The sequence below is a fragment of the Flavobacterium sp. N2270 genome, assembly GCF_025947225.1.
In the GTDB taxonomy this organism is placed as follows: domain Bacteria; phylum Bacteroidota; class Bacteroidia; order Flavobacteriales; family Flavobacteriaceae; genus Flavobacterium.
Genome location: NZ_CP110005.1, coordinates 778,122 through 800,842, shown reverse-complemented (window position 1 = coordinate 800,842; position 22,721 = coordinate 778,122). Strand labels below are relative to the sequence as shown.

The 22,721-nt window shown below is 29.9% G+C and carries 25 protein-coding genes; 8 read left to right on the top strand and 17 right to left on the bottom strand.

What is annotated here, in order from left to right:
- Positions 1–9: 9 nt before the first annotated feature.
- The 7 genes from OLM55_RS03720 to OLM55_RS03690 all read right to left on the bottom strand — a co-directional run bounded on the left by OLM55_RS03720 (position 10) and on the right by OLM55_RS03690 (position 7,229).
- Entirely contained in the window at positions 10–1,611 is a 1,602-nt protein-coding gene (locus OLM55_RS03720; RefSeq protein ID WP_264560079.1) for a fumarate hydratase, read from the bottom strand.
- A gap of 89 nt (positions 1,612–1,700) precedes the next feature.
- Entirely contained in the window at positions 1,701–2,771 is a 1,071-nt protein-coding gene (locus OLM55_RS03715; protein ID WP_264560078.1) for a serine hydrolase domain-containing protein, read from the bottom strand.
- A gap of 11 nt (positions 2,772–2,782) precedes the next feature.
- Positions 2,783–4,222 (bottom strand): nucleoside recognition domain-containing protein, encoded by a 1,440-nt coding sequence (locus OLM55_RS03710; protein ID WP_264560077.1) that lies wholly within the window; start codon positions 4,220–4,222, stop codon positions 2,783–2,785.
- 86 nt (positions 4,223–4,308) lie between these two features.
- Positions 4,309–5,022, bottom strand: coding sequence for a 3'-5' exonuclease (locus OLM55_RS03705; RefSeq protein WP_264560076.1), 714 nt, complete (start codon positions 5,020–5,022; stop codon positions 4,309–4,311).
- A gap of 8 nt (positions 5,023–5,030) precedes the next feature.
- Positions 5,031–6,197 carry a serine hydrolase domain-containing protein gene (locus tag OLM55_RS03700; protein WP_264560075.1) on the bottom strand — a complete coding sequence of 389 codons (1,167 nt, stop codon included), beginning with the start codon at positions 6,195–6,197 and terminating at the stop codon, positions 5,031–5,033.
- Between the two features lie 58 nt (positions 6,198–6,255).
- Entirely contained in the window at positions 6,256–6,726 is a 471-nt protein-coding gene (locus OLM55_RS03695) for a methylated-DNA--[protein]-cysteine S-methyltransferase (protein WP_264560074.1), read from the bottom strand.
- Between the two features lie 77 nt (positions 6,727–6,803).
- Positions 6,804–7,229 carry a DUF1573 domain-containing protein gene (locus tag OLM55_RS03690; protein WP_264560073.1) on the bottom strand — a complete coding sequence of 142 codons (426 nt, stop codon included), beginning with the start codon at positions 7,227–7,229 and terminating at the stop codon, positions 6,804–6,806.
- Positions 7,230–7,343: 114 nt separating this feature from the next.
- Between OLM55_RS03690 and OLM55_RS03685 the strand changes: the two genes are divergently transcribed.
- Both OLM55_RS03685 and OLM55_RS03680 read left to right on the top strand, forming a co-directional pair.
- Positions 7,344–8,612 (top strand): sensor histidine kinase, encoded by a 1,269-nt coding sequence (locus OLM55_RS03685; RefSeq protein ID WP_264560072.1) that lies wholly within the window; start codon positions 7,344–7,346, stop codon positions 8,610–8,612.
- Complete coding sequence (locus OLM55_RS03680) at positions 8,605–9,288, top strand: response regulator transcription factor (RefSeq protein WP_264560071.1); 684 nt, start codon at positions 8,605–8,607, stop codon at positions 9,286–9,288. The genes OLM55_RS03685 and OLM55_RS03680 overlap by 8 nt, the downstream gene beginning before the upstream one ends.
- Before the next feature lie 6 nt (positions 9,289–9,294).
- On the opposite strand, the gene OLM55_RS03675 is transcribed toward OLM55_RS03680, so the two are convergent.
- Positions 9,295–9,723 carry a c-type cytochrome gene (locus OLM55_RS03675; protein ID WP_264560070.1) on the bottom strand — a complete coding sequence of 143 codons (429 nt, stop codon included), beginning with the start codon at positions 9,721–9,723 and terminating at the stop codon, positions 9,295–9,297.
- Positions 9,724–9,896: 173 nt separating this feature from the next.
- Here OLM55_RS03675 and OLM55_RS03670 point away from each other — a divergent pair, with 173 nt between their 5' ends.
- Both OLM55_RS03670 and OLM55_RS03665 read left to right on the top strand, forming a co-directional pair.
- Positions 9,897–10,826 carry an SPOR domain-containing protein gene (locus OLM55_RS03670; RefSeq protein ID WP_264560069.1) on the top strand — a complete coding sequence of 310 codons (930 nt, stop codon included), beginning with the start codon at positions 9,897–9,899 and terminating at the stop codon, positions 10,824–10,826.
- A 72-nt stretch (positions 10,827–10,898) separates the two neighbouring features.
- Positions 10,899–11,408 carry an acyl-CoA thioesterase gene (locus tag OLM55_RS03665; RefSeq protein ID WP_264560068.1) on the top strand — a complete coding sequence of 170 codons (510 nt, stop codon included), beginning with the start codon at positions 10,899–10,901 and terminating at the stop codon, positions 11,406–11,408.
- A gap of 39 nt (positions 11,409–11,447) precedes the next feature.
- On the opposite strand, the gene OLM55_RS03660 is transcribed toward OLM55_RS03665, so the two are convergent.
- The 3 genes from OLM55_RS03660 to OLM55_RS03650 are packed head-to-tail and all read right to left on the bottom strand — an operon-like array spanning position 11,448 to position 13,105.
- A complete protein-coding gene (locus tag OLM55_RS03660; RefSeq protein WP_264560067.1) occupies positions 11,448–12,146 on the bottom strand; it encodes a hypothetical protein in 699 nt (232 codons plus the stop codon).
- Positions 12,133–12,768 carry a hypothetical protein gene (locus OLM55_RS03655; RefSeq protein WP_264560066.1) on the bottom strand — a complete coding sequence of 212 codons (636 nt, stop codon included), beginning with the start codon at positions 12,766–12,768 and terminating at the stop codon, positions 12,133–12,135. The genes OLM55_RS03660 and OLM55_RS03655 overlap by 14 nt, the downstream gene beginning before the upstream one ends.
- Before the next feature lies 1 nt (position 12,769).
- Positions 12,770–13,105 (bottom strand): PadR family transcriptional regulator, encoded by a 336-nt coding sequence (locus OLM55_RS03650; protein ID WP_221259458.1) that lies wholly within the window; start codon positions 13,103–13,105, stop codon positions 12,770–12,772.
- Positions 13,106–13,221: 116 nt separating this feature from the next.
- On the opposite strand from OLM55_RS03650, the gene OLM55_RS03645 reads away from it, so the two are divergent.
- Positions 13,222–14,274, top strand: a complete 1,053-nt coding sequence (locus OLM55_RS03645) for a ferredoxin--NADP reductase (protein ID WP_264560065.1) — start codon at positions 13,222–13,224, stop codon at positions 14,272–14,274.
- Positions 14,275–14,301: 27 nt separating this feature from the next.
- Here OLM55_RS03645 and OLM55_RS03640 read toward each other — a convergent pair whose 3' ends face one another.
- Both OLM55_RS03640 and OLM55_RS03635 read right to left on the bottom strand, forming a co-directional pair.
- The gene (locus OLM55_RS03640; protein WP_264560064.1) at positions 14,302–15,342 is read right to left on the bottom strand and encodes a glycosyltransferase family 9 protein; all 1,041 of its coding nucleotides are present in this window, start codon (positions 15,340–15,342) and stop codon (positions 14,302–14,304) included.
- Between the two features lie 10 nt (positions 15,343–15,352).
- Positions 15,353–15,958: a DUF4254 domain-containing protein gene (locus OLM55_RS03635; RefSeq protein WP_264560063.1), complete on the bottom strand. Its 606-nt coding sequence runs from the start codon at positions 15,956–15,958 to the stop codon at positions 15,353–15,355.
- A 74-nt stretch (positions 15,959–16,032) separates the two neighbouring features.
- On the opposite strand from OLM55_RS03635, the gene upp reads away from it, so the two are divergent.
- Positions 16,033–16,686, top strand: coding sequence for a uracil phosphoribosyltransferase (gene upp, locus OLM55_RS03630; RefSeq protein ID WP_264560062.1), 654 nt, complete (start codon positions 16,033–16,035; stop codon positions 16,684–16,686).
- On the opposite strand, the gene OLM55_RS03625 is transcribed toward upp, so the two are convergent.
- Positions 16,681–17,610, bottom strand: coding sequence for a DUF6427 family protein (locus OLM55_RS03625; protein WP_264560061.1), 930 nt, complete (start codon positions 17,608–17,610; stop codon positions 16,681–16,683). The two genes, upp and OLM55_RS03625, sit on opposite strands and share 6 nt — an antisense overlap.
- Before the next feature lie 45 nt (positions 17,611–17,655).
- Between OLM55_RS03625 and OLM55_RS03620 the strand changes: the two genes are divergently transcribed.
- Positions 17,656–17,886 carry a DUF6341 family protein gene (locus tag OLM55_RS03620; RefSeq protein ID WP_264560060.1) on the top strand — a complete coding sequence of 77 codons (231 nt, stop codon included), beginning with the start codon at positions 17,656–17,658 and terminating at the stop codon, positions 17,884–17,886.
- Between the two features lie 31 nt (positions 17,887–17,917).
- Here OLM55_RS03620 and purD read toward each other — a convergent pair whose 3' ends face one another.
- Positions 17,918–19,189 (bottom strand): phosphoribosylamine--glycine ligase, encoded by a 1,272-nt coding sequence (purD, locus tag OLM55_RS03615; protein WP_264560059.1) that lies wholly within the window; start codon positions 19,187–19,189, stop codon positions 17,918–17,920.
- Positions 19,190–19,301: 112 nt separating this feature from the next.
- Here purD and OLM55_RS03610 point away from each other — a divergent pair, with 112 nt between their 5' ends.
- Positions 19,302–20,612, top strand: coding sequence for a phenylacetate--CoA ligase family protein (locus tag OLM55_RS03610; RefSeq protein WP_264560058.1), 1,311 nt, complete (start codon positions 19,302–19,304; stop codon positions 20,610–20,612).
- Here OLM55_RS03610 and OLM55_RS03605 read toward each other — a convergent pair.
- Together OLM55_RS03605 and OLM55_RS03600 are read right to left on the bottom strand one after the other, a co-directional pair.
- A complete protein-coding gene (locus OLM55_RS03605; protein WP_264560057.1) occupies positions 20,609–21,361 on the bottom strand; it encodes a glycosyltransferase family 2 protein in 753 nt (250 codons plus the stop codon). The two genes, OLM55_RS03610 and OLM55_RS03605, sit on opposite strands and share 4 nt — an antisense overlap.
- Positions 21,361–22,716, bottom strand: coding sequence for an undecaprenyl-phosphate glucose phosphotransferase (locus OLM55_RS03600; protein ID WP_264560056.1), 1,356 nt, complete (start codon positions 22,714–22,716; stop codon positions 21,361–21,363). The genes OLM55_RS03605 and OLM55_RS03600 overlap by 1 nt, the downstream gene beginning before the upstream one ends.
- Between the last annotated feature and the right edge of the window lie 5 nt (positions 22,717–22,721).

The following is a 22,721-nucleotide window of genomic DNA, read 5'->3' as shown; positions in this document are numbered from 1 at the left end:
TTTATCTATTTACAAATTCGCAAAGAAATCATTTCCCTTATCATCGGTAATAATGAATGCTGGGAAATCTTTAACTGTAATTTTACGAACCGCTTCCATTCCTAATTCTTCAAAATCAACAACCTCAACTTTTAAGATATTGTCTTTTGCTAAAATAGCAGCTGGTCCTCCAATAGAACCTAAATAGAAGCCGCCATGTTTTGCACAAGCATCAGTAACTTGTTGCGAACGATTTCCTTTGGCTAGCATAATCATACTTCCGCCTGCCGCTTGAAACTCATTTACATAAGGATCCATTCTACCCGCTGTTGTTGGTCCGAAACTTCCTGAAGGCATTCCGTCTGGAGTTTTTGCAGGTCCAGCATAGTATATTGGATGGTTTTTAAAGTAATCAGGCATTGGTTTACCCGCATCTAATAATTCTTTAATTTTAGCATGAGCAATATCACGAGCCACAATAACTGTTCCGCTCAATTTTAAACGTGTTTTGATTGGATATTTTGTCAATTCAGCTAAAACTTCATTCATTGGTTTGTTTAAATCAATTTCAACAGCTGGTTCTAAATGAGGTGCTACTTCTGGTAAAAACTGACCTGGATTGGTTTCTAATTGTTCTACGAAAATACCATCTTTGGTAATTTTACCCTTAATATTTCTATCGGCAGAACACGAAACTCCTAGTCCAACCGGACAAGAAGCTGCATGACGTGGTAAACGAATTACACGAACATCATGTGTAAAGTATTTTCCTCCAAATTGTGCACCAATAGCGCTTTCTTGACAAATTTCTTGTACTCTTTTTTCCCATTCTAAATCACGGAAAGCTTGACCGGCCATATTTCCTGAAGTTGGTAACTCATCAAAATAACCAGCAGATGCTTTTTTAACCGTTGCTAAATTGGCTTCGGCAGATGTTCCTCCAATTACTAAAGCTAAATGGTAAGGTGGACAAGCAGATGTTCCTAAATCTTTGATTTTTTCACGAACAAATTCTTCCATTCCTTTCTCATTCAATAATGATTTCGTTTTTTGGTATAAGAATGTTTTATTTGCCGAACCTCCACCTTTTGCTAAGAATAAAAATTCGTAAGAACTTCCTTTTTTAGCATAAATATCTATTTGTGCAGGTAAGTTGGAACCCGAATTCTTTTCTTCAAACATGCTAATAGGCACAATTTGAGAATAACGAAGGTTCTTCTTTTCGTAGGTATTGAAAATCCCTTTTGAAAGCCATTCAGCATCATCTACGCCTGTAAATACGTTTTCTCCTTTTTTAGCCATTACGATAGCGGTTCCTGTATCTTGACAAGAAGGCAATTCGCCTTCAATAGCAACAGAAGCATTTTGTAATAAATTATACGCCACAAAACGATCGTTATCGGTCGCTTCTGGGTCATCTAATATGTTTGCTAAACTTTTTAAATGTTTTGTTCTAAGCATAAATGAAACATCGTTCATTGCTACTTCAGATAATAACTCTAATCCTTTTGGATCAATAGTTAAAATTTCTCTGTCGCCTAGCTTTTCAACTTTTACGTATTCTGAAGAAATTTTCTTGTATTGTGTATCGTCTTTTAAAATAGGATACGGGTCTTGGTATATAAAATCCATGTGTGTTGTTTTTAAAAACGTAAAGTTAAGGATAATTGAAGTATTTGTGAAATTCTAGTTTATCAAAAAAATTAATTACATTTTATTCATTAATGTTTTAAAAGCTCTATATAATTATTAGCAATTTCTTCAACTAAAGAATCGTCCTTTATTTTTGATTTATTAGCTAACATAACAATAACTAGTTTAGAATTAGGATAAATTTTTAGTTCACTTCTAGCAGAAATAGCACCACCTCCATGACCATAATAAAAATTATTATATCCATCCTTACGTGCAAAAAAACCCATTCCGTAATCTGTTTTACGGCCATCAATTAACTTTTGAGATTTTATTAACTCTATTAATGTTTCTTGTTTTAATATTCTATTTGGAAATAAATACCCATTTCCTAACTTAATTAAATCTTCTGAAGTTGATAAATGACATCCTGAAGAATACATTGAATTATTATAAACATATTTTGCTTTTTCTTTTTTCTCGTCTATAGACGAATAAAAGGTAACAGTATTGTCATCATATATTCCATCATTAATAAAAGTATTACTCATTTTTAAAGGCTCAAAAATAAATTCATTCTGAACTTGAAATATATCTTTATTTGTAACTTTTTCTATTATAAACCCAAGTAACTTATAACCATAGTTACTGTAACAAAATTTCGTGTAAGGTTTTATTAATAATGAATCTTTACGAAAAACTCTGTAAAAATCTTTTTTTGAATAAGTGTTTTCAGGTGTCCAATCCTCTTCACTAGGATGTCTAATTAACCCTGCAATGTGTCCAGCAATTTGTTTGATTGTAAAACTATATTGTTTTTTAGGAAGACTATCTAAATATAAATAAGGACTTTTGTCCCAATCTAAAGTTCCATTTTCAAACAGTTTGCCTAAAACTGAAGCGGTTATTGTTTTTGTTATACTAGCAATTTCAAACTTTGTTTTAGAAGGTATGACAGGTGTCTTTTTGTCTAAATCAGCAAATCCAAATCCTTCAGAAAATATTATAGTATCATTATAAGAAATACTAATCGACATCGCTGGAATATTTTCTTTTTTAAGATATTTTATCGCAAGCCTTTTTGTTTTCTCATTTGTTTTACTAAAATCAAGTTGAGAAAAACTAATAAAAGGAATAAATAAAAATAGTAAAAACCTCATAAATTAATATTTTAAAAAAACCAAGTCGCCACAAAAATGGCAGTAATTACACAAATTAAATCTACTAAAAGCATCGTAGTTAATGCATAACGAGTATTTTTTATATTCACAGAGCCAAAATAAACCGCAATTACATAAAAAGTGCTCTCTGCACTACATTGAAAAATACTGCTCAATCTTCCGGTTAAGGAATCGGCTCCAAAAGTATTCATCGAATCAATCAAAAATCCCCTTGAACCTGCAGAACTAAAAGGTCGTAATAAAGCAACTGGTAAGGAATCGACAATTTGTTTATTTACACCAATATTTGAAAAAACAAAAGCCAAACCATTACTTATAATATCAAACAATCCGCTATTTCTAAATAATGAAATGGCAGCTAACATTCCTAAAACATATGGAAAAATAGTAACGCCAGTTTTTACACCGTTATTTGCACCTTTTACAAAAGCATCAAAAACGGTTGTATTCGCTTCGGCAAATAATTTCTCTTTTTTGAACGCATAAAGCAAGGTAAAACCAATTATTGCTAATAATATTAATCCCGAAAGATTAGATGTAAAATAATTTTTTCCAATAATATCCAAATGATTTACATACATCAATAAGCCAATAATTGCCCCAATTAATGTCATTAAGCCAATTGCCAATGAAGCACTTTTGAAATTGATTTTTTGTTTGATTCCCACAATTATAAAGGCTGCGATGGTACCAATAAATGAAGTAATAATACAAGGCAACATCACATCTGCAGGGTTACTAGAACCGGCCGCTGCTCTATATCCAATAATTGAAGTTGCAATTAACGTTAAACCGGAAGCATGCAAACACATAAACATAATTTGCGCATCACTAGCTCTATCTTTATCTTCATTGAGCTCTTGCAAACTTTCCATAGCTTTTAAACCAAAAGGTGTTGCAGCAGAATCCAATCCTAAAAAGTTGGCCGCAAAATTCAACGTCATATAGGAAATAGAAGGATGATTTTTAGGAATACTTGGAAATACTTTTACAAAAACTGGACTCAAAACTTTGGCTAATTTTCCGGAAACTCCAGATATAATTAACAATTCCATCAATCCACAAAAGAAAGCTAAATAAGCTATAAGCGGTATTATTATATCTACTAAGCTGCTTTTGCAAGTTGCCAATAATCCATCCGATTTTTGAACACCGCTGTAAATTTGTACCGTTTGATTTTTGTATACATACGTCGTATCAGGATCTGACAAATTACGATTAACAATCATTGTTTTATCGTCTTTCAGTTGGATACTGTCTTTTATAAAAGCAGGAACTTGATCTATATATTTTTCAGATATTAAAATAGGATTTCCTTTTTCGCCATTCAACACATAATCAATAGTATATGTTGTACCAGAAAACAAACTGATTACCACAAAGACAATTGATGAAATAAAAATTGCTAACCAAAACCTACTTAATACCATAATTTGAATTTTTTAACCACTAGGTTCACAAAGATAAAAACTAAGTTCACTAAGCCATTTATTTTTTAAACAAAGTGTTTTGAAATTTATACATGAATTATTTCATCGTCAATTAAAAGCTCTTCTCTTCTAAAACGGAGAAAAACTTGTGCCACTGCAATAACGTCTTTTTCGCAGTAGGTTATAATTCTATCGATATCGTTTTCAATATAAAAAACTCGAGCCACTTCGCTACCATCAATATCTCCTTTTGGAGAAGGAACACCTAATACTTTCGTTAATAATTTTAGCGAAGTAAAATGTTTGTAATCACCAAATTTCCACAATTCTAAAGTATCTAAATGTGGAACTTCCCAAGGTTTTTTTCCAAATAAATTCAACTTATCCGGCAAGGCAACCGAATTGATAATCATTCTTCTGGCAATAAACGGAATGTCAAATTCCTTTGCATTATGTCCGCATAAAACATGTTGCGCACCATTAAAATGTTGGTTCAATAAATTAGAGAAATCTTGAAGAATTTTCTTTTCTTCACCCCAAAAACTAGTGACTCTAAAATTTCTAACATCTGCTTTATTGACAAAATAACCCACTGAAATAGTAATGATTTTCCCAAATTCAGCCCAGATACCAGCACGTTCATAAAAATCTTCGGCTGTAACCTCATCACGACGCTGGTATTGTGTTTTATTTTCCCAAAGTTTTTTGGTTTCTTCATCCATTCCTAAATATGAATCATACTCAGGAACCGTTTCAATATCTAAAAATAGAATATTGTTAAGGTTAATTTTTTCAATCATATAATTAATTAATGAGTTGTTTTTCTTTTTTCTAACATCTTATACGCTTCTTCTACATAAACATATAAATCATTGCTGTGCGGATCAGTTTCTGTTTGCAATCCTTTTAAATGCCCTAGACGAACAATAATTAAATTATCTTGAGGAATAACAATTACAAACTGACCTAGATGACCGCGCATATAAAATAAGTCTTTGCCTTTTATAGCATGTAACCACCAGCCATATCCATATTGTGGACTTTCAGCGAAACGAGGCGTAATGCATTTTTTAATAAACGTTGAGTCTAAAATTTGTTGTCCGTTCCAATTTCCATTATTTAAATACAGTTTTCCAAAACGAGCAAAATCGCGCGCATTACTTGCAATACAACAATAGGCTTTTTCAATTCCATCCGGTTCATGATCTAATTGCCAAAGCGCTTCGTTTTCTGCTCCCATTGGTTGCCAAAAGTATTTAGAAACATAATCTGAAACATATTCACCAGTTGCTTTTTCAATACACATGGCTAACAATTGTGTTGCACCGCTTAAATATTTAAAAGATTGTCCTGGTTTTTTATTGATTTCTAAACCAAGCATTACTTTCTTTAAATCGTCATCAAAATAAGCACGCGTAACAATAGAAAGTGGACTGTAATATTGCTCATCCCAATTTAATCCTGAAGCCATTGAAGATAAATCGCCAACGGTAACTTCTTTTGCAAATTCGCCTTTTAACTCAGGAATAAAGTCGATTACTTTTTGATCCAAACTTTTAATTTTTCCTTCCATTATAGCTTTACCAAGTGCCATGGTAATCACACTTTTTGCCATTGAAAAAGAATTAGATTTTGAATCTTTGTTATAACCATCAAAATAACTTTCGTGAAAAACACTATCGTTTTGAATAATTAAAAAAGCTGCCGTTTGCAGTTCTTTATGTGTTTTTTCTAAAGTTGAAGTAGCTTCTATTGAATTATAATCTTTGGCTAGTGCCCAAGGTTGAGCAGTTCCCTTTTTAATTGCTCTATTAGGGAAATCTTTATAATCTTCTAAAAAAGCTGTGGTATAGCCTTTAAAATAAATTGTTTTTACCGCTCGAAGTAAGTAATCTACATCGAAAATATACATTAAGATAATTATAGATACTAATACTATGGCGAGCCATTTGAAAAAACCTTTTAGAAACTTCATGTTTTCATTTTAAGAATGTGATATAAAAGTAAGAAAAAAGAATATTTTTAAAAGAGTTTTAGAAAAGAGTTTGTTGTTTAAGCGGATTTTCATGATCAATAAGCCATTTCTTACGCCAAAGTCCGCCTGCGTAACCTGTTAAAGAACCATCTGAACCAATTACTCTATGACATGGTACAACTATCCAAAGTGGATTTTTGCCATTTGCAGAAGCTACTGCTCTAATTGCTTTTACATCGCCTAATTGTTTAGATAAATCTAGATAAGAGATCGTTTTTCCATAAGGAATTTCTAAAAGTGCTTTCCATACTTTTTTTTGGAAATCAGTTCCTTTTGGATTCATTAAAAAAGTAAATTTCTTTCTATTGCCTTCAAAATATTCATTTATTTCTTTAACTGCAGACTTCAACTCTAAAGGGATTGTTTTAGAAATTTCACCTTCTTGTAGAACTGAAATAAGACAAACCCCATTTTCATCACCTTTAATTTTTGCGGTTCCTAGTGGTGTATTTATAAAAACTGTTTCCATTTTATAAATATAAAAAAAACCACTCAAAAATGAGTGGTTTTCTAACCTTAAGATGTAATAGTTGAATTAATATATTTTTATTTTACAGAACCTTTGATAATAAGAACCTTTGGCGCAGCCCCTTCTTCATTTGTAGTTACAGTAATTGTTTTGTGAAAATTTCCTGGTGCAGCTGCATTATAAGTAGCTTCAACTGTTCCTTTTTCTCCTGGTTTAATTGGAGTTTTTGTATAATTTGCAGCAGTACAACCACAAGATGGTTTTACATTAGTTAGCAAAACCGTTTCTTTTGATGTATTAGTAAAAGTAAATTCATAAGTTACTGGTTTACCTTTTTCAATATCTCCAAAATCGTGTGTTTCACTAACCCATTTCATAGAAGAAATAGTTGCAGGTGCTGATTGATTTGTTACAAGAGCTTTTGCTTCTTGTGTTGTTGGAGCTTGAGCAAAAGACAAAGCCGATATAAATAAGGCTGCAATTGTTACTTTTAATGTTTTCATGATATAATTTTTTGTTTTTTTATAATTTTGATAAGCAAATCTAATAAGTAAATAGTAGTTTTGTTGTTAAGCATTCATTAATTGTTGTTAATGACATGTTAACGGTAAATAAAAATGAAATTAAACAAACTAAATATAGTAATTATTATAGGTTTTCTTGCCATTATAGGTACAATGGTAATGCAATTGTTTTTATTAAATCAAGCTTATTTATTTGAAAAAAGAGAAATTGAAGATAAAATTCATTCTTCATTACTTAAAGTTGTTTCTAGAATTTATGCTGATAATAATAATGATTTACCACATGTTGATTTTATTAAAAAAACTTCCTCAAATTATTACATTGTTAATGTCCAAAATGTTTTTGAAAACGTAATATTAGAACATTATTTAAAAACTGAATTTGCAAAAGTAAAACTCGACCTTGACTTTGAATATGCCATTTACGATTGTGGAACAAACAAAATGGTTTATGGAAATTATATTTCAACGAAAGGAGAATCTGACAATAAGTGCGAAGATTGTTTTACAAAAAACGATGAATTAATTTATTATTTTGCACTAAGATTTCCAAACTTAAGCGAAAATCTATTCAGTAGTTTATATAAATATTGGGCATATAGTTTTGTTCTTTTTATTGTACTTATCATTTATGTTTATTCGGTAATTTTACTCTTAAAGCAAAAACAATACACTGAACTACAAAATGATTTTATTAATAATATGACGCATGAATTTAAAACACCGTTAGCTTCAATATTAATAGCTTCAAACTATGCAAAAAAACAAAAAGAAATAATTGAAAATCCTAAACTATCAAAATACATTGAGATTATCATTAATCAAAGTGCTAAACTAAACGAACATATTGAGAATATTTTAACTGTTGCGAAATCTAGTAATAACTCTATAGAACTTCAAAAAAGTAAAGTGGAAATTCTTAAAAACTTAGATTTAATTAAAGAAAATATTGAACTCAAGCATCAAAAAGAAGTTGTCTTTAAGATTTTGTTTCAAAAAAATTATTTAATAAATGCCGATGAATTTCATTTTTATAATTTATTGTTTAATTTATTAGATAATGCAGCAAAATATTCAATTGAAAAAACAGTTATAGAAATTAATTTTTTTGAAACCGATAAAAACTACAACTTAACTATAAGTGATAACGGGCCAGGAATTCCTGAAAAAGACCTGCCTTTTGTTTTTGATAAGTTTTACAGGGTTGCTCGAAAAAACAATAAGGACATTGAAGGGTTTGGAATTGGATTAGCTTATGTTAAAAAAATATGTGAATTACATAACTGGAAAATAAAATTATCAAACAAAAATAATGGTTTGTTAGCTGTAATTGAAATTCCAAAAAAAGACATTTATGAATAAGAAAAAGATTTTATATGTTGAAGATGATGAAACTCTAGCTTTTTTAACAGCAGATAATCTAGAGCAACATTTTGATGTCACCCATTCTAATAACGGAAAAGAAGCTTTTGAATTATTTTGTAATTCTGATTTTGATTTATGTGTATTAGACATTATGTTACCAGACATGGATGGCTTTGAAATTGTATCAGCAATTAGAAAAAGAAATGAAGAAATTCCAATTATTTTTTTATCAGCAAAAACATTAAAAGAAGATAAAATTAACGGATTAAAACTTGGCGCAGATGATTATTTAATAAAACCCTATTCTATTGAAGAACTTATTTTAAAAATTGAAATATTCTTAAACAGAAGTCAAAAAAACAGTATTGGAACTCATCAAAACTATAATATAGGCTCGTTTATTTTCGAACCTGAAAATTTTTTATTAAAAACTGGAACTAAAAAAATAACACTTACAGAACGAGAGACAACACTCTTAAAATTATTTCTAGACAATGCTAATAGTGTTTTAAAAAGAGAGAAAATTCTAAATACTTTATGGGGAAATGATGATTACTTTTCAGGAAGAAGTTTAGATGTTTTTATTTCAAGATTAAGAAAAATATTTAAAGACGAAACCCACGTAAGAATTGAAAACATTCCTCGCGTGGGCTTTAAACTAATTATTGAATAAATGTCATTAAAAACTATGAATATACGCTTCTAATGATTGTAATTCTTCATCACTCATAGCTTTAGTAATAGCAAAATTTGCTTTCATTACTTCATATTGAGACGGGTCTACAATTGCTTCTCCTTCTCCTTTTAAAAAGGTTACAATGCTGGAGTTTTTCTCTTTATAAATACCTGAAATTTCTTTTAAACTTGGTCCAACAACTTTTGTAGATGGTTGATGGCAAGCTACACAAGTTCCTTTTCCTTCAAAAATTTCTTTTCCCTTATTTACTATTGCTAAATCGCCATCAGAAATATTTTCTGTAGCTTCGTTAGTAGTAGTAACTTCCTCAGTAGTTTCAATTTTTCCAAAAGGCTCTTCCTTTTTCTTATCTGAACAACTAACAATTGCTAACATTGCAATTGCCAACAAACTTGTTTTAAATACTTTCATAATGCTAATTATTTATTCCTTCAAATGTATTTACTTCTAATTAAATATTTTATGATAAATGTCAGAAAAGTTACTTTTTAAAAAAAACACTCCCTTAAAAATACATTTTGCAATTGTTAATAAAATTTGTTGATAAAATTTTGCAATTGTTCTTGTTTAGTTAACTTTGCCTTATGATGATAGAAAAACACATAGCAGCATTATTATATAGATTTCAATGCGTTACCTTACCGGGTTTTGGTGCTTTTATTAGCGAACTAGAATCTGCTAAAGTTGCTGGAAGTGCTAGCACATTTAATCCGCCAAAGAAAAAAATAACTTTTAATCCAAACGTTAAAAATAACGATGGACTATTAGCTAATCATATTGCATTACAAGAAAACATTAGCTTTGAGAAAGCTTCTGAAGTTATTGCTTTTCAAGTTTCAAAATGGATCACATCTTTGGAACAAAGAGAAAAAGTGGTTTTAGCTAAAATTGGTGAAATTTCTACAAATGCAGATTTAAATTGGGTTTTTGAACCTTATGAAGATGTAAATTACCTAACCTCATCTTTTGGGTTAACAAGCTTTGTTTCGCCTCTTATTACAAGAGAACAGTTAAAAACTCAAGTAGAAGAACTTGAAGAAAAAGCTCCAATTATTTTTACTCCTGAAAGAAAAAACAATTATAGTTTTGTGAAATACGCAGCTTCAATTGTTCTTTTTTTAGGCTTAGGAACTGTTGGATACAAAATGTACAATGATCAGCAAGTTGCTAATCAAACTTTATTCGTTGAAAAACAAGTACAAGAAAAAGTTAATCACAAAATACAAGAAGCTACTTTTTTCATAAGCAATCCGTTAAGTACGGTTGAACTGCCCGTAAAAGAAGAGTTAAAGCCTTATCATATTGTGGCCGGAGCTTTTAGAAATGAAGAAAATGCTCAAACAACATTAAACAACTTAAAAGAAAAAGGTTTTTCTGCTCGCCTTTTAGAAAAAAATAAATCGGGTTTAATTCCTGTTGCTTATGAAAGTTACTCTTCTCTCGAAGAAGCGCAATTGGCAAAACAAAAAATACAAACCGAACAAAATACTGAAGCTTGGCTTTTAATTGAATAACAAAAAATCCCAAAATTTGGGATTTTTTTATGTCTTATTATTTCTTTGGTTCTTACCTTTGTAAAAAAACAAATGGAAGCAAAATTCTCTTCTGATTCTCTTACTACTTTAACTGATTTAGTTTTACCTGGTGAAACCAATCCATTAAATAATTTATTTGGTGGTGAATTATTAGCTCGAATGGATAGAGCTGCAAGTATAACTGCACGTCGTCATTCTAGAAGAATTTGTGTAACGGCATCGGTAAATCATGTTGCTTTTAACAGAGCCATTCCTCTAGGAAGTGTTGTTACGGTAGAATCGAAAGTTTCTAGAACTTTCAATTCATCAATGGAAATATACATAGATGTTTGGATTGAAGACCGTGAATCTGGAATTAAAAACAAAGCAAACGAAGGCATTTACACATTTGTAGCTGTTGATGAAACTGGAAGACCGGTTCCAGTACCTCCGGTTGTACCACAAACCGATATTGAAAAACAACGATTTGAAGCTGCTTTACGCAGAAAACAACTGAGTTTAGTTTTAGCAGGGAAAATGAAACCGAGTGAAGCAACAGAATTAAAAGCCTTGTTTTCGTAAAACATATTTAATAAAAAAGGACACTTTACGTGTCCTTTTTTATTCTACAAACCCATATTCTGGATACGTTTCTTTTAGATAATCTTCAGCTTTTGATGGAATAATAACAATTACAATATAAGAAGACAAAAACAGAGCAACTAAAATTAAGCTTATTCCAAAAAGCACATAATCATTTGGTAAAGTATCAATTTTATTTGAAAAGCCATTAAAAACATGTATGGGTAACATTAAAATTGCAGAAAAAGAGCCATAACCCGAAATTATTTCTTCAAACATCCATTTTTTACCTGTTTTTTTGGTTCTTTTTTTAAACTTTTTTCGTTCAAAAATTAGCGCAACTATCGTTAAAAAGAAAATAACTATTATTGCTACAGTAAAAATTTCATAAAAAAAGACGAGTTTAAAGAGCCAAAATAGACCAAATACTAATGTGATGGTGAGGAATATTTTTGGTATCGTAAAAAAAGCTTTAAAATGCTTCCAAATTAATTTGTTGTATTTTTTCCCTAAAGCAGCTTGCCTTTTTTCAACCACATCCATGAACCCAAAAACACCAAACTTTTTAAATTCAATTTGTAAAGCGTCTTCAAAGTCTATTTTAGGGTTTTCTTGCCATTGCGTTTCTATAGAATTAGCCAAATGATCTACTAACTCAGTTTGTAAATCATACCATTCTACATAATGTTGGCGTGTAAATTCGTATAAACGATCTATTTGCTGTTTATTTAGTTTCATATAAATAATTCTTCTTAAAGGAATTAAACTTAACAACTGTTTTTATAAAATAAAACATATATGCTATTATAACATAAGAAAAAACAGTAAATATATAAGGTGAATTCGTTGACTTAAAAGTTGGAGAAAGAAACAGTTGTAAATAATAAATTATTGCTAAAATGCCTCCAAGTTTTTCAATATAATAAAAACGTTCTTTTAAATAAACATGAAAGTATATTACTTGAAAAAGTGCCAAACACATAATTATTATAAAAAACAAATTACCAAATGTAAAAGCTTTAGAAAAGAACTCGTTTATTCCTCCAAATTTAATAACAAAGAAAAGTAATAGCCCTAAAACAACATTAAAAGGTTTTGCTAAAAAAAACAAAAAATGTTTAATTGAATGTAATGAATATTGAGACTTACTATCTGTTTTACTTTGCTTCATAATTTCCTTTTTATGAGCAATCATATAACTTTTAAAAGCGTCATAAAAATTAAGGTTTTCAACTTCCATTTTCTCTTCTACTGCGTTTGCAACATGATCTACCATTTCCATTCGAATATCGACATATACAAAGCCTTCATGCTTGAGATAATTGTCTATAGATTGTATACTTTCTTTTGATAGTTTCATCTCAATAACTCAATTTAGGATTCACAATAGTTTGCATATTTTTAATGAACTCTTCCAATTCAGCTAAACGATTTACGGTTTCTGTTGTACCTTTTTCAGTGAGTTTATAATATTTTCTTAAACGATTGTCTACTTTCTCCACTTCAACATCAAGCAAACCTTCCGCTTCTAATTTATGTAAAGCAGGATACAAAGCTCCTTCGGTAATGTTCAATTCGCCTTTGGTAATCTCTTTTACTTTTTGGGTAATTTCATAACCATACATTCTTCCTTTTTCTTCCAAAAGCTTCATAATAATGGTATTTAAACTTCCTTTATACAATTGTGAGTTTTTCATCCTGATGATTTTAGCACTACAAATCTATACATAATTTTCTTATGTATAAAACTCTTAGGTATATTTTTTTGTTTCTTATCGTTATAATCTTTAGTATTTTTGTAAAAAATAAAAACATGTCAACATTTTATAAACTTGCTGTAAAAGAAGTTAGAAGAGAAACACCAAGTTCGGTTTCTATACTTTTTAATATACCTGAAGAATTAAAACCCAACTATACATTTATTGCCGGTCAATATGTTACCTTAAAACTAACTTTAGATGGTCAAGAAGTGCGTAGAGCGTATTCTATTTGCTCTTCTCCAAAAAGTGGCGAATTACGAATTGCGGTAAAAGCAGTTAAAAATGGTTTTTTCTCCACTTTTGCTAACGAAAAATTAGCTGCTGGAAATGTAATTGAAGTAGGAACACCCGAAGGTAAATTTACTTTTGCACCAAGTTTTGATAAACAAAAAAATTACGTTGCTTTTGCAGCTGGTAGTGGAATTACACCTATTTTATCAATTATTAAAACGGTTTTAGAAGAAGAACCAAAAAGCACTTTTGTTTTGGTTTACGGAAATAAATCGCCTGAAGAAACTATTTTCCATGAAGAATTACACCAATTGCATTTACAAAATGTAGCCCGCTTTTTTGTTCATTATGTTTACAGTAAATCGAACATTGATGGGGAATTATTTGGAAGAATAGATAAATCAGCTGTGAACTTTGTTCTAAAAAACAAGCACAGCGAAAAATCTTTTGATAAATACTATTTGTGTGGTCCAGAAGAAATGATCAACTTGGTTTCAGAGGTTTTAAAAGAAAACAACATTGTTGAAAAAGATATAAAATTTGAATTATTTACTGCTTCTACTGCAGAAAATAAAGAAGCTGGAACGTTAGAAGGACATACAAAAATTACAGTTTTAGTAGATGATGAAGAAGCAACTTTTGAAATGAGCCAAAAACAAACTCTTCTAGAAGCAGCTTTAAAACAAGGTTTAGACGCTCCTTATTCTTGCCAAGGCGGAATTTGCTCTAGTTGTATTTGTAGAGTTACAGAAGGATCTGCTGTAATGAAAAAGAATTCTATTTTAACCGATTCAGAAATTGCAGAAGGTTTAGTTTTAGCTTGTCAAGCATTACCAACAACAGATGTTATAAAAGTAGATTTTGACGATGTTTAAAATATAAATGAAACACAAAAAAAGGAGCTAATTAAGCTCCTTTTTTATTTTATCTACTACCGTTTTAGGTATAATACTTCGCATTACATCATCATAGCCTTCCACTTTTTTATTTCCATAAACAGATGTTGGCAATAAAGGATATTGTGCTCTATTTGAAGTAATAGAATTTTCTAAAGGCTGATTAAACGGTTTAAAACCCGCATAAGGATGCGTTGCTCCCCATAAAGTAATTACTTTAACACCTAACATTGCCGCAATATGTGCATTTCCACTGTCCATTGAAAGCATTACGTCTAAATTAGAGATAAGTTCTAATTCTTGTTTTAATTTAATTTTTCCTGCAATTACGATTACATTCTGATGATTTCCTCTTAACTGATTCAGTTTTTGAATTTCTTCATTTCCACCACCAAAAAGAACAATTTTATAGGTTTCTTCTTTTGCTAAATCGTCAATTACATTTTGCATTAAATCTAATGGATACACTTTAGAATCATACTGTGCAAAAGGAGCAATCCCAATTAACTTCATTCCCTTGAAAAACAGAATCTCTTTTAAAATTTCTTCTGACAAAATTGTCTTTTTTGGAAAAATTGGATTTGATAAATCTATTGAAAAACCTAATTTATTAAATGTTTCAACGTGACGGTCAAACATTGATTTAACAGGCTTAAAAACCTTGTTTACTGCTCTTGTTAATGCTTTTTTATCTGCTCTTCCTTTATCTGTTGCGGCAACTTTTGTTCCTGATAATTTAAAAAAAGTTCGAATAACTTGAGTTCGAAGCACATTATGTAAATCGGCTATTGCTGTAATTTCTAACTTTCGTAAATCTAAAAACAAACGCCATAAACCTAAAAATCCTTTATGTCTTTCTTTTAAATCTATTGGAAAAAAATCAAGATTAGGAATCTCATTAAAAAAAGGCTCGAAAAAAGGTCTGGAAACCACCGTGATTTTTACATCAGGGTACTGAATAGAAAAAGCCCTCAACACAGGAACGGTCATTGCGACATCGCCCATAGCAGAGAGCCTTATTACTACTATATGTTTTTGTTTAGACATCTAAAGATGACTATTTTTTGTTTTGATACAAAACAGGATTTAAATCATCATCGTTATACATTTTCATTTGTTTGTATACTTTCATGAATTTATCACCCTTTTCAATATCTGCAATTAATTGACTAATAGAAGCAAACATATCGTTCTTTTGATCTAAAAGTACATTTAACTTTTCTTGACACTTTGCTTTATGTTCAGCAGAAGCAGAAGTACGTGTTGCTTCTTCATTCATGTGGTAAATTTTTAATGCTAAAATAGATAATCTATCAATTGCCCATGCTGGACTTTCAGTATTGATTTTAGCATCAGGCTTTACTTGAACATCTTTATATTTATCTAAAAAATAACTATCAATATATTCAACCATATCAGTACGAACTTGGTTAGAAGCATCAATTTGTCTTTTCAATGTTAATGCGGCAACAGGGTCAATATTTGGATCACGAATAATATCTTCATAATGCCACTGAACAGTATCTACCCAGTTTTTAGCAAATAATAAATGTTCAATTGAACCTTTTTCATAAGGGTTTTGAGTAGGCTGATACGCATCATCAATAACATGATATAGTTTTATACTCTCTTCAAAAATAGGGTAGGCAAATTCTGCAAACATTATTAAATGGTTTTAATTTCTACAAAAATAAGGATTTTTTGTACTTTTATCCTGAAAAAACAAACTTTATTCCAATGCAAATTCACTATATCTCTGAGCAGAACAGTATCTTAAATCATTTTTTAACACAAATAAGAGATGTTAATATCCAAAAGGACAGTATGCGTTTTAGAAAAAACATAGAGCGTATAGGTGAAATAATGGCTTATGAGCTAAGTAAAACATTAGAGTACAAAGAAATTAGTGTACAAACACCTTTAGGCATAAAGCACACTACAACTATTGCAGACAACGTAGTCTTATGCTCTATTTTAAGAGCAGGATTAGCACTACATACTGGATTCATGGATTTTTTTGATGATGCTGAAAACGGATTTGTGTCAGCCTACAGACATCATTATAATAACGATGACAAGTTTGAAATTTTAGTTGAATACCAAGCTGCACCTTCTTTTCAAGATAAAAACCTGATTCTTATTGACCCAATGTTAGCAACGGGGCAATCATTAGTAGCTGTTTTTAATAAATTAATTGTTGAAGAAACGCCCAAAGAAATCCATATAGCAGTTGTAATTGCAACACCAGAAGGAATTCAGTTTTTAGAAGAGAATTTACCTCAAAATTGTCATTTATGGGTTGCTGCTTTAGATGAAAAACTAAACGAAAAAAACTATATTATTCCAGGACTTGGAGACGCTGGAGATTTAGCTTATGGAGATAAACTATAATTGAGTTATAAAAAAGAAAACGCCTAGAAAAAAGAATATATAAAGTGTTGTTTCTTTTACCCAATTTGTTTTTAAATCTTCCAAAAAATTAGCTCCAATAATAGCTAAAGGCGCTAAACTAAAAGCCAAATATCCGTTGTTTTTATTGGCAGAAAGAATAAAAATTCCAACGCCTAAGACAAAAGAAAAAAGCACCTTTTTGTAAGACGTTTGCATATTTAACATTTTCTGATTCATCCCCATTATAAAACTTACAAATAGTAATAATGATACAGAAGTAAAAATTGCCAGCGCTAAATTTTGATATACGTTTTCAAAATAAGAGAAGTTAAATCCAACGTAAGTTTTGTTAATTAGCCTTTCATAGAGTGAATTATCTAAAACATCATTAAACAAAAAAAATAAAATAGCTACTGTAAAAAGTGCAATAAAAGGAATTAACCAATTTTTAAAATCTCTTGATACATCTAATATAATTGAAATAAACACTAAAATGATGTAAAAAATACTCCAAAAATGAAATAATGCAGATAGAAATATCCAAAATGAAGCATCAAATATTTTTTCTTTGGTATTGAGCATCGATTTCAAAGAGATTAACCTTCTTAAGGCCAATAACAGTAAAAAATTAGAAATTAGAATATTCTTATTTTCAAATATAGCTGGAAAAAACATCATGAAAATAAAAAACAATAATGCCGCGTACGTATTGTTCTTAGTTAAATTGTTCTTTAGAGAAATAAAGTTTACTAATACAGTTGAAGCAATAATTAAAAATAAAAATAATGATTGATTTAAGACATTTGGCCAATCAAAATAGAGTTTATTTTCACTAATAATCAATGAAAAAAAACAAATAACTATTAAAAACCCAATTAATAAATAATTAATTGGTCTTGTTTTACTAAAAACGCTTGCTATCATAAAGATATTTTATACTTTTGTGATGTAAATATAACATTTTATATAATGAAATCATTTTTTGAAGCTATAGGTAGTCTTTTTTCAGACTTTTTATTTTTACCTTTTGACGCACTAAGACAGTTAGAATTAACAAACTGGTGGGCAGCTAATTTTATCAACTGGTTCTTTATTCTTATTTGTTGTGGTGCTTTTGTGTATTGGATTAAACAATTGAACATTTTCAAAGCAAATAATGAAGATGATCAAGATACAACGGCACACTCATTCTTAAAATAAAAATTCCCCTTTTTTAAAGAGGAATTTAATATCATAAATCAAATCCGATATCTTTTCGGTAATTCATCTTATCAAAGTGTAACTTATTTATATTTTGATAAGATTTTTTTATGGCTTCCTCAAAGCTATTTCCATATGATGTTATAGCCAAAACTCTACCTCCATTACTAAGAACTTTACCGTTTTCTAGTTTTGTACCTGCATGAAAAACCAATGAATCTTCAACAGTATCAAGTCCTGAAATTTCTTTTCCTTTCTCATAATCTTCAGGATAACCACCAGAAACAACCATTATTGTAGTTGCGCTTCTTTCGTCTATTTCCAACTCAATTTTATCTAATTCTTGTTTTGCCATAGCATCAAAAATCGCAACCAAATCAGATTTTAATCTTGGCATCACCACCTCTGTTTCAGGATCACCCATTCTTACATTATATTCAATAACGATTGGTTCTCCTTTTACATTAATTAGTCCAATAAAAACAAAACCTTTGTATTCAATATTGTCTTTTTGCAAACCTTCAATAGTAGGTTTCACAATTCTTGTTTCTATTTTTTCAAGCAAAATAGCATCCGCAAAAGGAACTGGAGAAACTGCCCCCATTCCACCAGTATTTAAACCTGTATCGCCTTCACCTATTCTTTTATAATCTTTAGCTGTTGGAAGAATTTTGTAATTTTTACCATCTGTTAAAACAAAACAACTTAATTCAATTCCGTCTAAAAACTCTTCGATAACCACTTTTGAACTTGCATCGCCAAATTTAGCATCGACCAACATGTTTCTAAGTTCGGTTTTAGCTTCTTCTAAATCTTGTAAAATTAAAACACCTTTTCCTGCGGCTAAACCATCCGCTTTTAAAACATAAGGAGCTTTTAATGTTTCTAAGAAAGCGCAACCCGCCTCAACAGTATCTTTTGTAAAACTATCGTAAGCTGCAGTTGGAATATTATGTTTTACCAAAAATTCTTTGGCAAATTCTTTACTTCCTTCTAACTGCGCACCTAATTTTGATGGACCAATTACTGGAATCGTTGCTAATTGAGAATCATTTTTAAAGAAATCATAGATTCCGTTTACCAATGGATCTTCAGGCCCAACCACAACCATTTGAATGTTTTCGGCTAAAACCAATTGTTTAACCGCTTGAAAATCATTTGGATTTATAGCAACATTTGTTGCAATTGCTTCTGTTCCAGCATTTCCTGGTGCAACAAAAAGTTTTGTGCAATGTTTGCTTTGCAGCATTTTCCAAGCTAAAGCATGTTCTCTTCCGCCAGAACCTAAAAGTAAAATAGTCATGTTGTTGTGTTGTTTGTTGCTGCAAAAATACTTTGTTTTATTTTTAAAAAAAAGTTTGAAGTTAATAGTTTAAGGATTTTGGTTTTTTTATTTTTGATTCAAATAAATTCCAATGTTTAACTTATTTAATCTTACTTTAAAACTAAATGGTTTTCCAATTAAGAAAGCGCAAGCTGACTTTAAGGAAATATTGAATGTTACTGATGAAGATTACGCTAAATATATTGAGCATAAAAAGCGAGAAATTGTTGAATTTCACTTAAAAAACAATACTTTTTATAAAAATTTAGCGGAAAAGGAAACTTTTGAAAACTGGAATAATTTACCAATTTTAAATAAAAAAAACTTACAAAAACCACTAAAAGAAAGACTTTCTAAAGGTTATTCAGAAAAATCAGTATTTGTAAATAAAACTTCTGGTTCAAGCGGCGATCCTTTTGTTTTTGCAAAAGATAAAGAAGCACATGCGATTACTTGGGCTTCTATAATTCATCGTTTTGGTTGGTATAATGTTGATTTTAACAAGTCTTATCAAGCGAGATTTTACGGAATTCCATTAGATTTTATAGGCTATCAAAAAGAACGTTTAAAAGATTATTTAAGTAAGCGCTATCGATTTCCAATCTTTGATTTATCGGATAAAAAATTAGATGGCGTTCTTAACCATTTTAAAACCAAAAAATTCGATTACATTAACGGATACACAAGTTCAATAGTTTTATTTGGGAAATATTTAAAAAGTAAAAATATAATACTAACAGATGTTTGTCCGGCTTTAAAAGTCTGTATGGTGACTTCTGAAATGTTGTTTGATGAAGATAAAGCTCTTCTCGAAAAACATCTTGGAATTCCAATAGTGAATGAATATGGAGCTTCAGAATTGGATTTAATTGCTTTTCAAAATCCAAAAGGAGAATGGCAAGTAAACTCGGAAACTTTGTTTGTAGAAATTTTAGACGAAAATAATCAACCCGTTCCAAATGGTGTAGAAGGAAAAATTGTAATTACTTCATTATACAATAAAGCACATCCGTTTATTAGATATGAAATTGGAGATGTTGGTGTTTTAGACGAAAAAAGTACCGCCAAGAAACCCATTTTAAAAAAATTAATTGGAAGAACAAGTGATGTAGCGCTTTTACCTAGCGGAAAAAAATCGCCTGGTTTAACTTTTTACTACGTAACTAAAAGTATTATTGAAGACGATGGAAATGTAAAAGAATTTATAGTTCGTCAAACGAAATTAGATACTTTTGAGATAGATTATGTAAGCGAAATAGAACTCAGTAAAGAACAAATTGACGCAATTGAAAAAGCAATAGAAAAGTACTTAGAACCAGGTTTACTTTTTACTTATAATAGAAAAGAAATATTGAAACGAACCCAAAGAGGAAAATTAAAGCAATTTCAATCGATGCTTTAATTACGATATTTCATAAATCCGCGGTACATCCAATGGAGCATATAATATAATGATTGGAATGTGTTTAACTTTTCAACATCACGATAAAACTCCCATTGATATTTTAATAAATTCAATTTGTTTCTTGAAAGTGAATTTTCTCTAATTCTATAAATAGCTTGAGTTTGTTGTATTCCACTAGCATAAGGAATCTCTTTTAAATATTGCAACCACAAACCCATATCTTGACGTTTTCTAATCTTTGGCATATATTTCTTGCCTAAAGTATTTATGTCTAAAAACGCGGTTAAACAACTTATAGAGTTGCTTTTTAAAACATCTGTATAAGTTACTTTTTGAGGAACTATAAAGTCAGAATATACAAATTCTAAATCTTCATTAGAACGCCTATAAGATGAAAAAACAAATGGAGCATTACTTGTTTGAATTGCCTCAATACTGTTTTGTATAAATTCAGGAAACCAAATGTCATCAGAATCAATAAAAGTCATGTACTCGCCCGATGCTTTTTCAATTCCTTTATTTCTGGCAACACCACTTCCTGAGTTTTGATCTAACTTAAAAAAATGTATTCGAGTGTCAGATTGTTGGATTTTCTTAACTATCTCTTCAGTGTTGTCTGAAGAACAATCATCCACTATAATCATTTCCCAATTGGTATAGGTTTGATTTTGAACCGACTGTATGGTTTCGGCAATATATTTTGCAGAATTATAACTAGGCGTTATTATAGAAACTAATCCGCTCATTAATATGCTTTTTCTTCGCCTTTAAAAATATTAATAACGGTTTGAAATATAATTTTAACATCCATTAGTAACGACCAATTCTCAATATAGAATACGTCAAATTTTATTCTGTTAATCATATCATCATCCGTTTCTATTTCTCCTCTATATCCTTTTACTTGTGCTAAACCGGTTATGCCAGGTTTGACATAATGTCTCACCATATATTTTTGAATTTTTGAAGCGTAAATTTTGTTTTGTGACCATAAATGAGGTCTTGGCCCTACAATTGACATATCACCAAGTAAAACATTAAAAAATTGAGGCAACTCATCTATGCTTGTTTTACGAATAAATTTCCCAATTTTTGTAACCCTTGGGTCATTCCTTGAAGCTTCCATTTCAGTACTTTCATTTATTTTCATAGAACGAAACTTATAACAAACAAAATCAGACTCGTTTATACCTGGCCTATTTTGTTTAAAAAATATTGGTCCTTTAGATTCAAGTTTTATAAGTATTGCCATTAATGGAACTAGCCATGATAATAAAAGCGTAATAACAAAGAAAGAAAAAACAACATCAAAAACTCTTTTAAAAGCTTTTATATAGGGTTCATCTAAAGGGGTTTTTCGCAAAGAAAGAACAGGAAACAACTCGTAATAATCTACCTTAAGATTTTTTGAAAAAATAGCTTTAGTATCAGGTATAAACTTTAATTCAATTTTATTTTGATCGGTAAAAAATATTAAATCCTTTAATTTTTCATTTGAAATTTCATTTAAGGAACAATATATTTCATCTATTTTTTCAGACATGCAGAAATCTTTTATTAAATCTGATTTACCAATTATGTTTTTATTTTCTTTTTTATCAGAAAAAAATCCTTTAAAATGATAACCATAATCTGGTCTGTTCTCAAAAATATTTTTTAAATCAATAGCTTCTTTAGTATAACCTACAATAATTGTATTTCTATAGTTATTACCGGTAATTAGTCTGTACTTTTTAATGTAAAAGAATAAAAAAGCTTTAAAAATCAAAACAACACACAATAATGCTGTTGAGTAAAGAGCTATAGCCGAGCCACTAAAATTAGACGTCTTATAAAAAGGAAAAAAAGAAATTACAACTAATAAGAATAATAGAAATTGTACCGTGACTTTAGTTAAAATTTGAACAGGAGTGGTAAATCGATATACCGCATAAAGCTTTGAGAAAAAAGACAAAATAGTCCATGCTAAAAAAAGATAGGTCCCAAAAAAAAGATAGGACACATTAGAACCTTTAAAAAAGTAAGGAAAAAGTAACAATACAGCTACAATATCAAAAAAGTAACTAATTGGCCTTAAATATTTAGAATATCTTTTTTGCACTAATA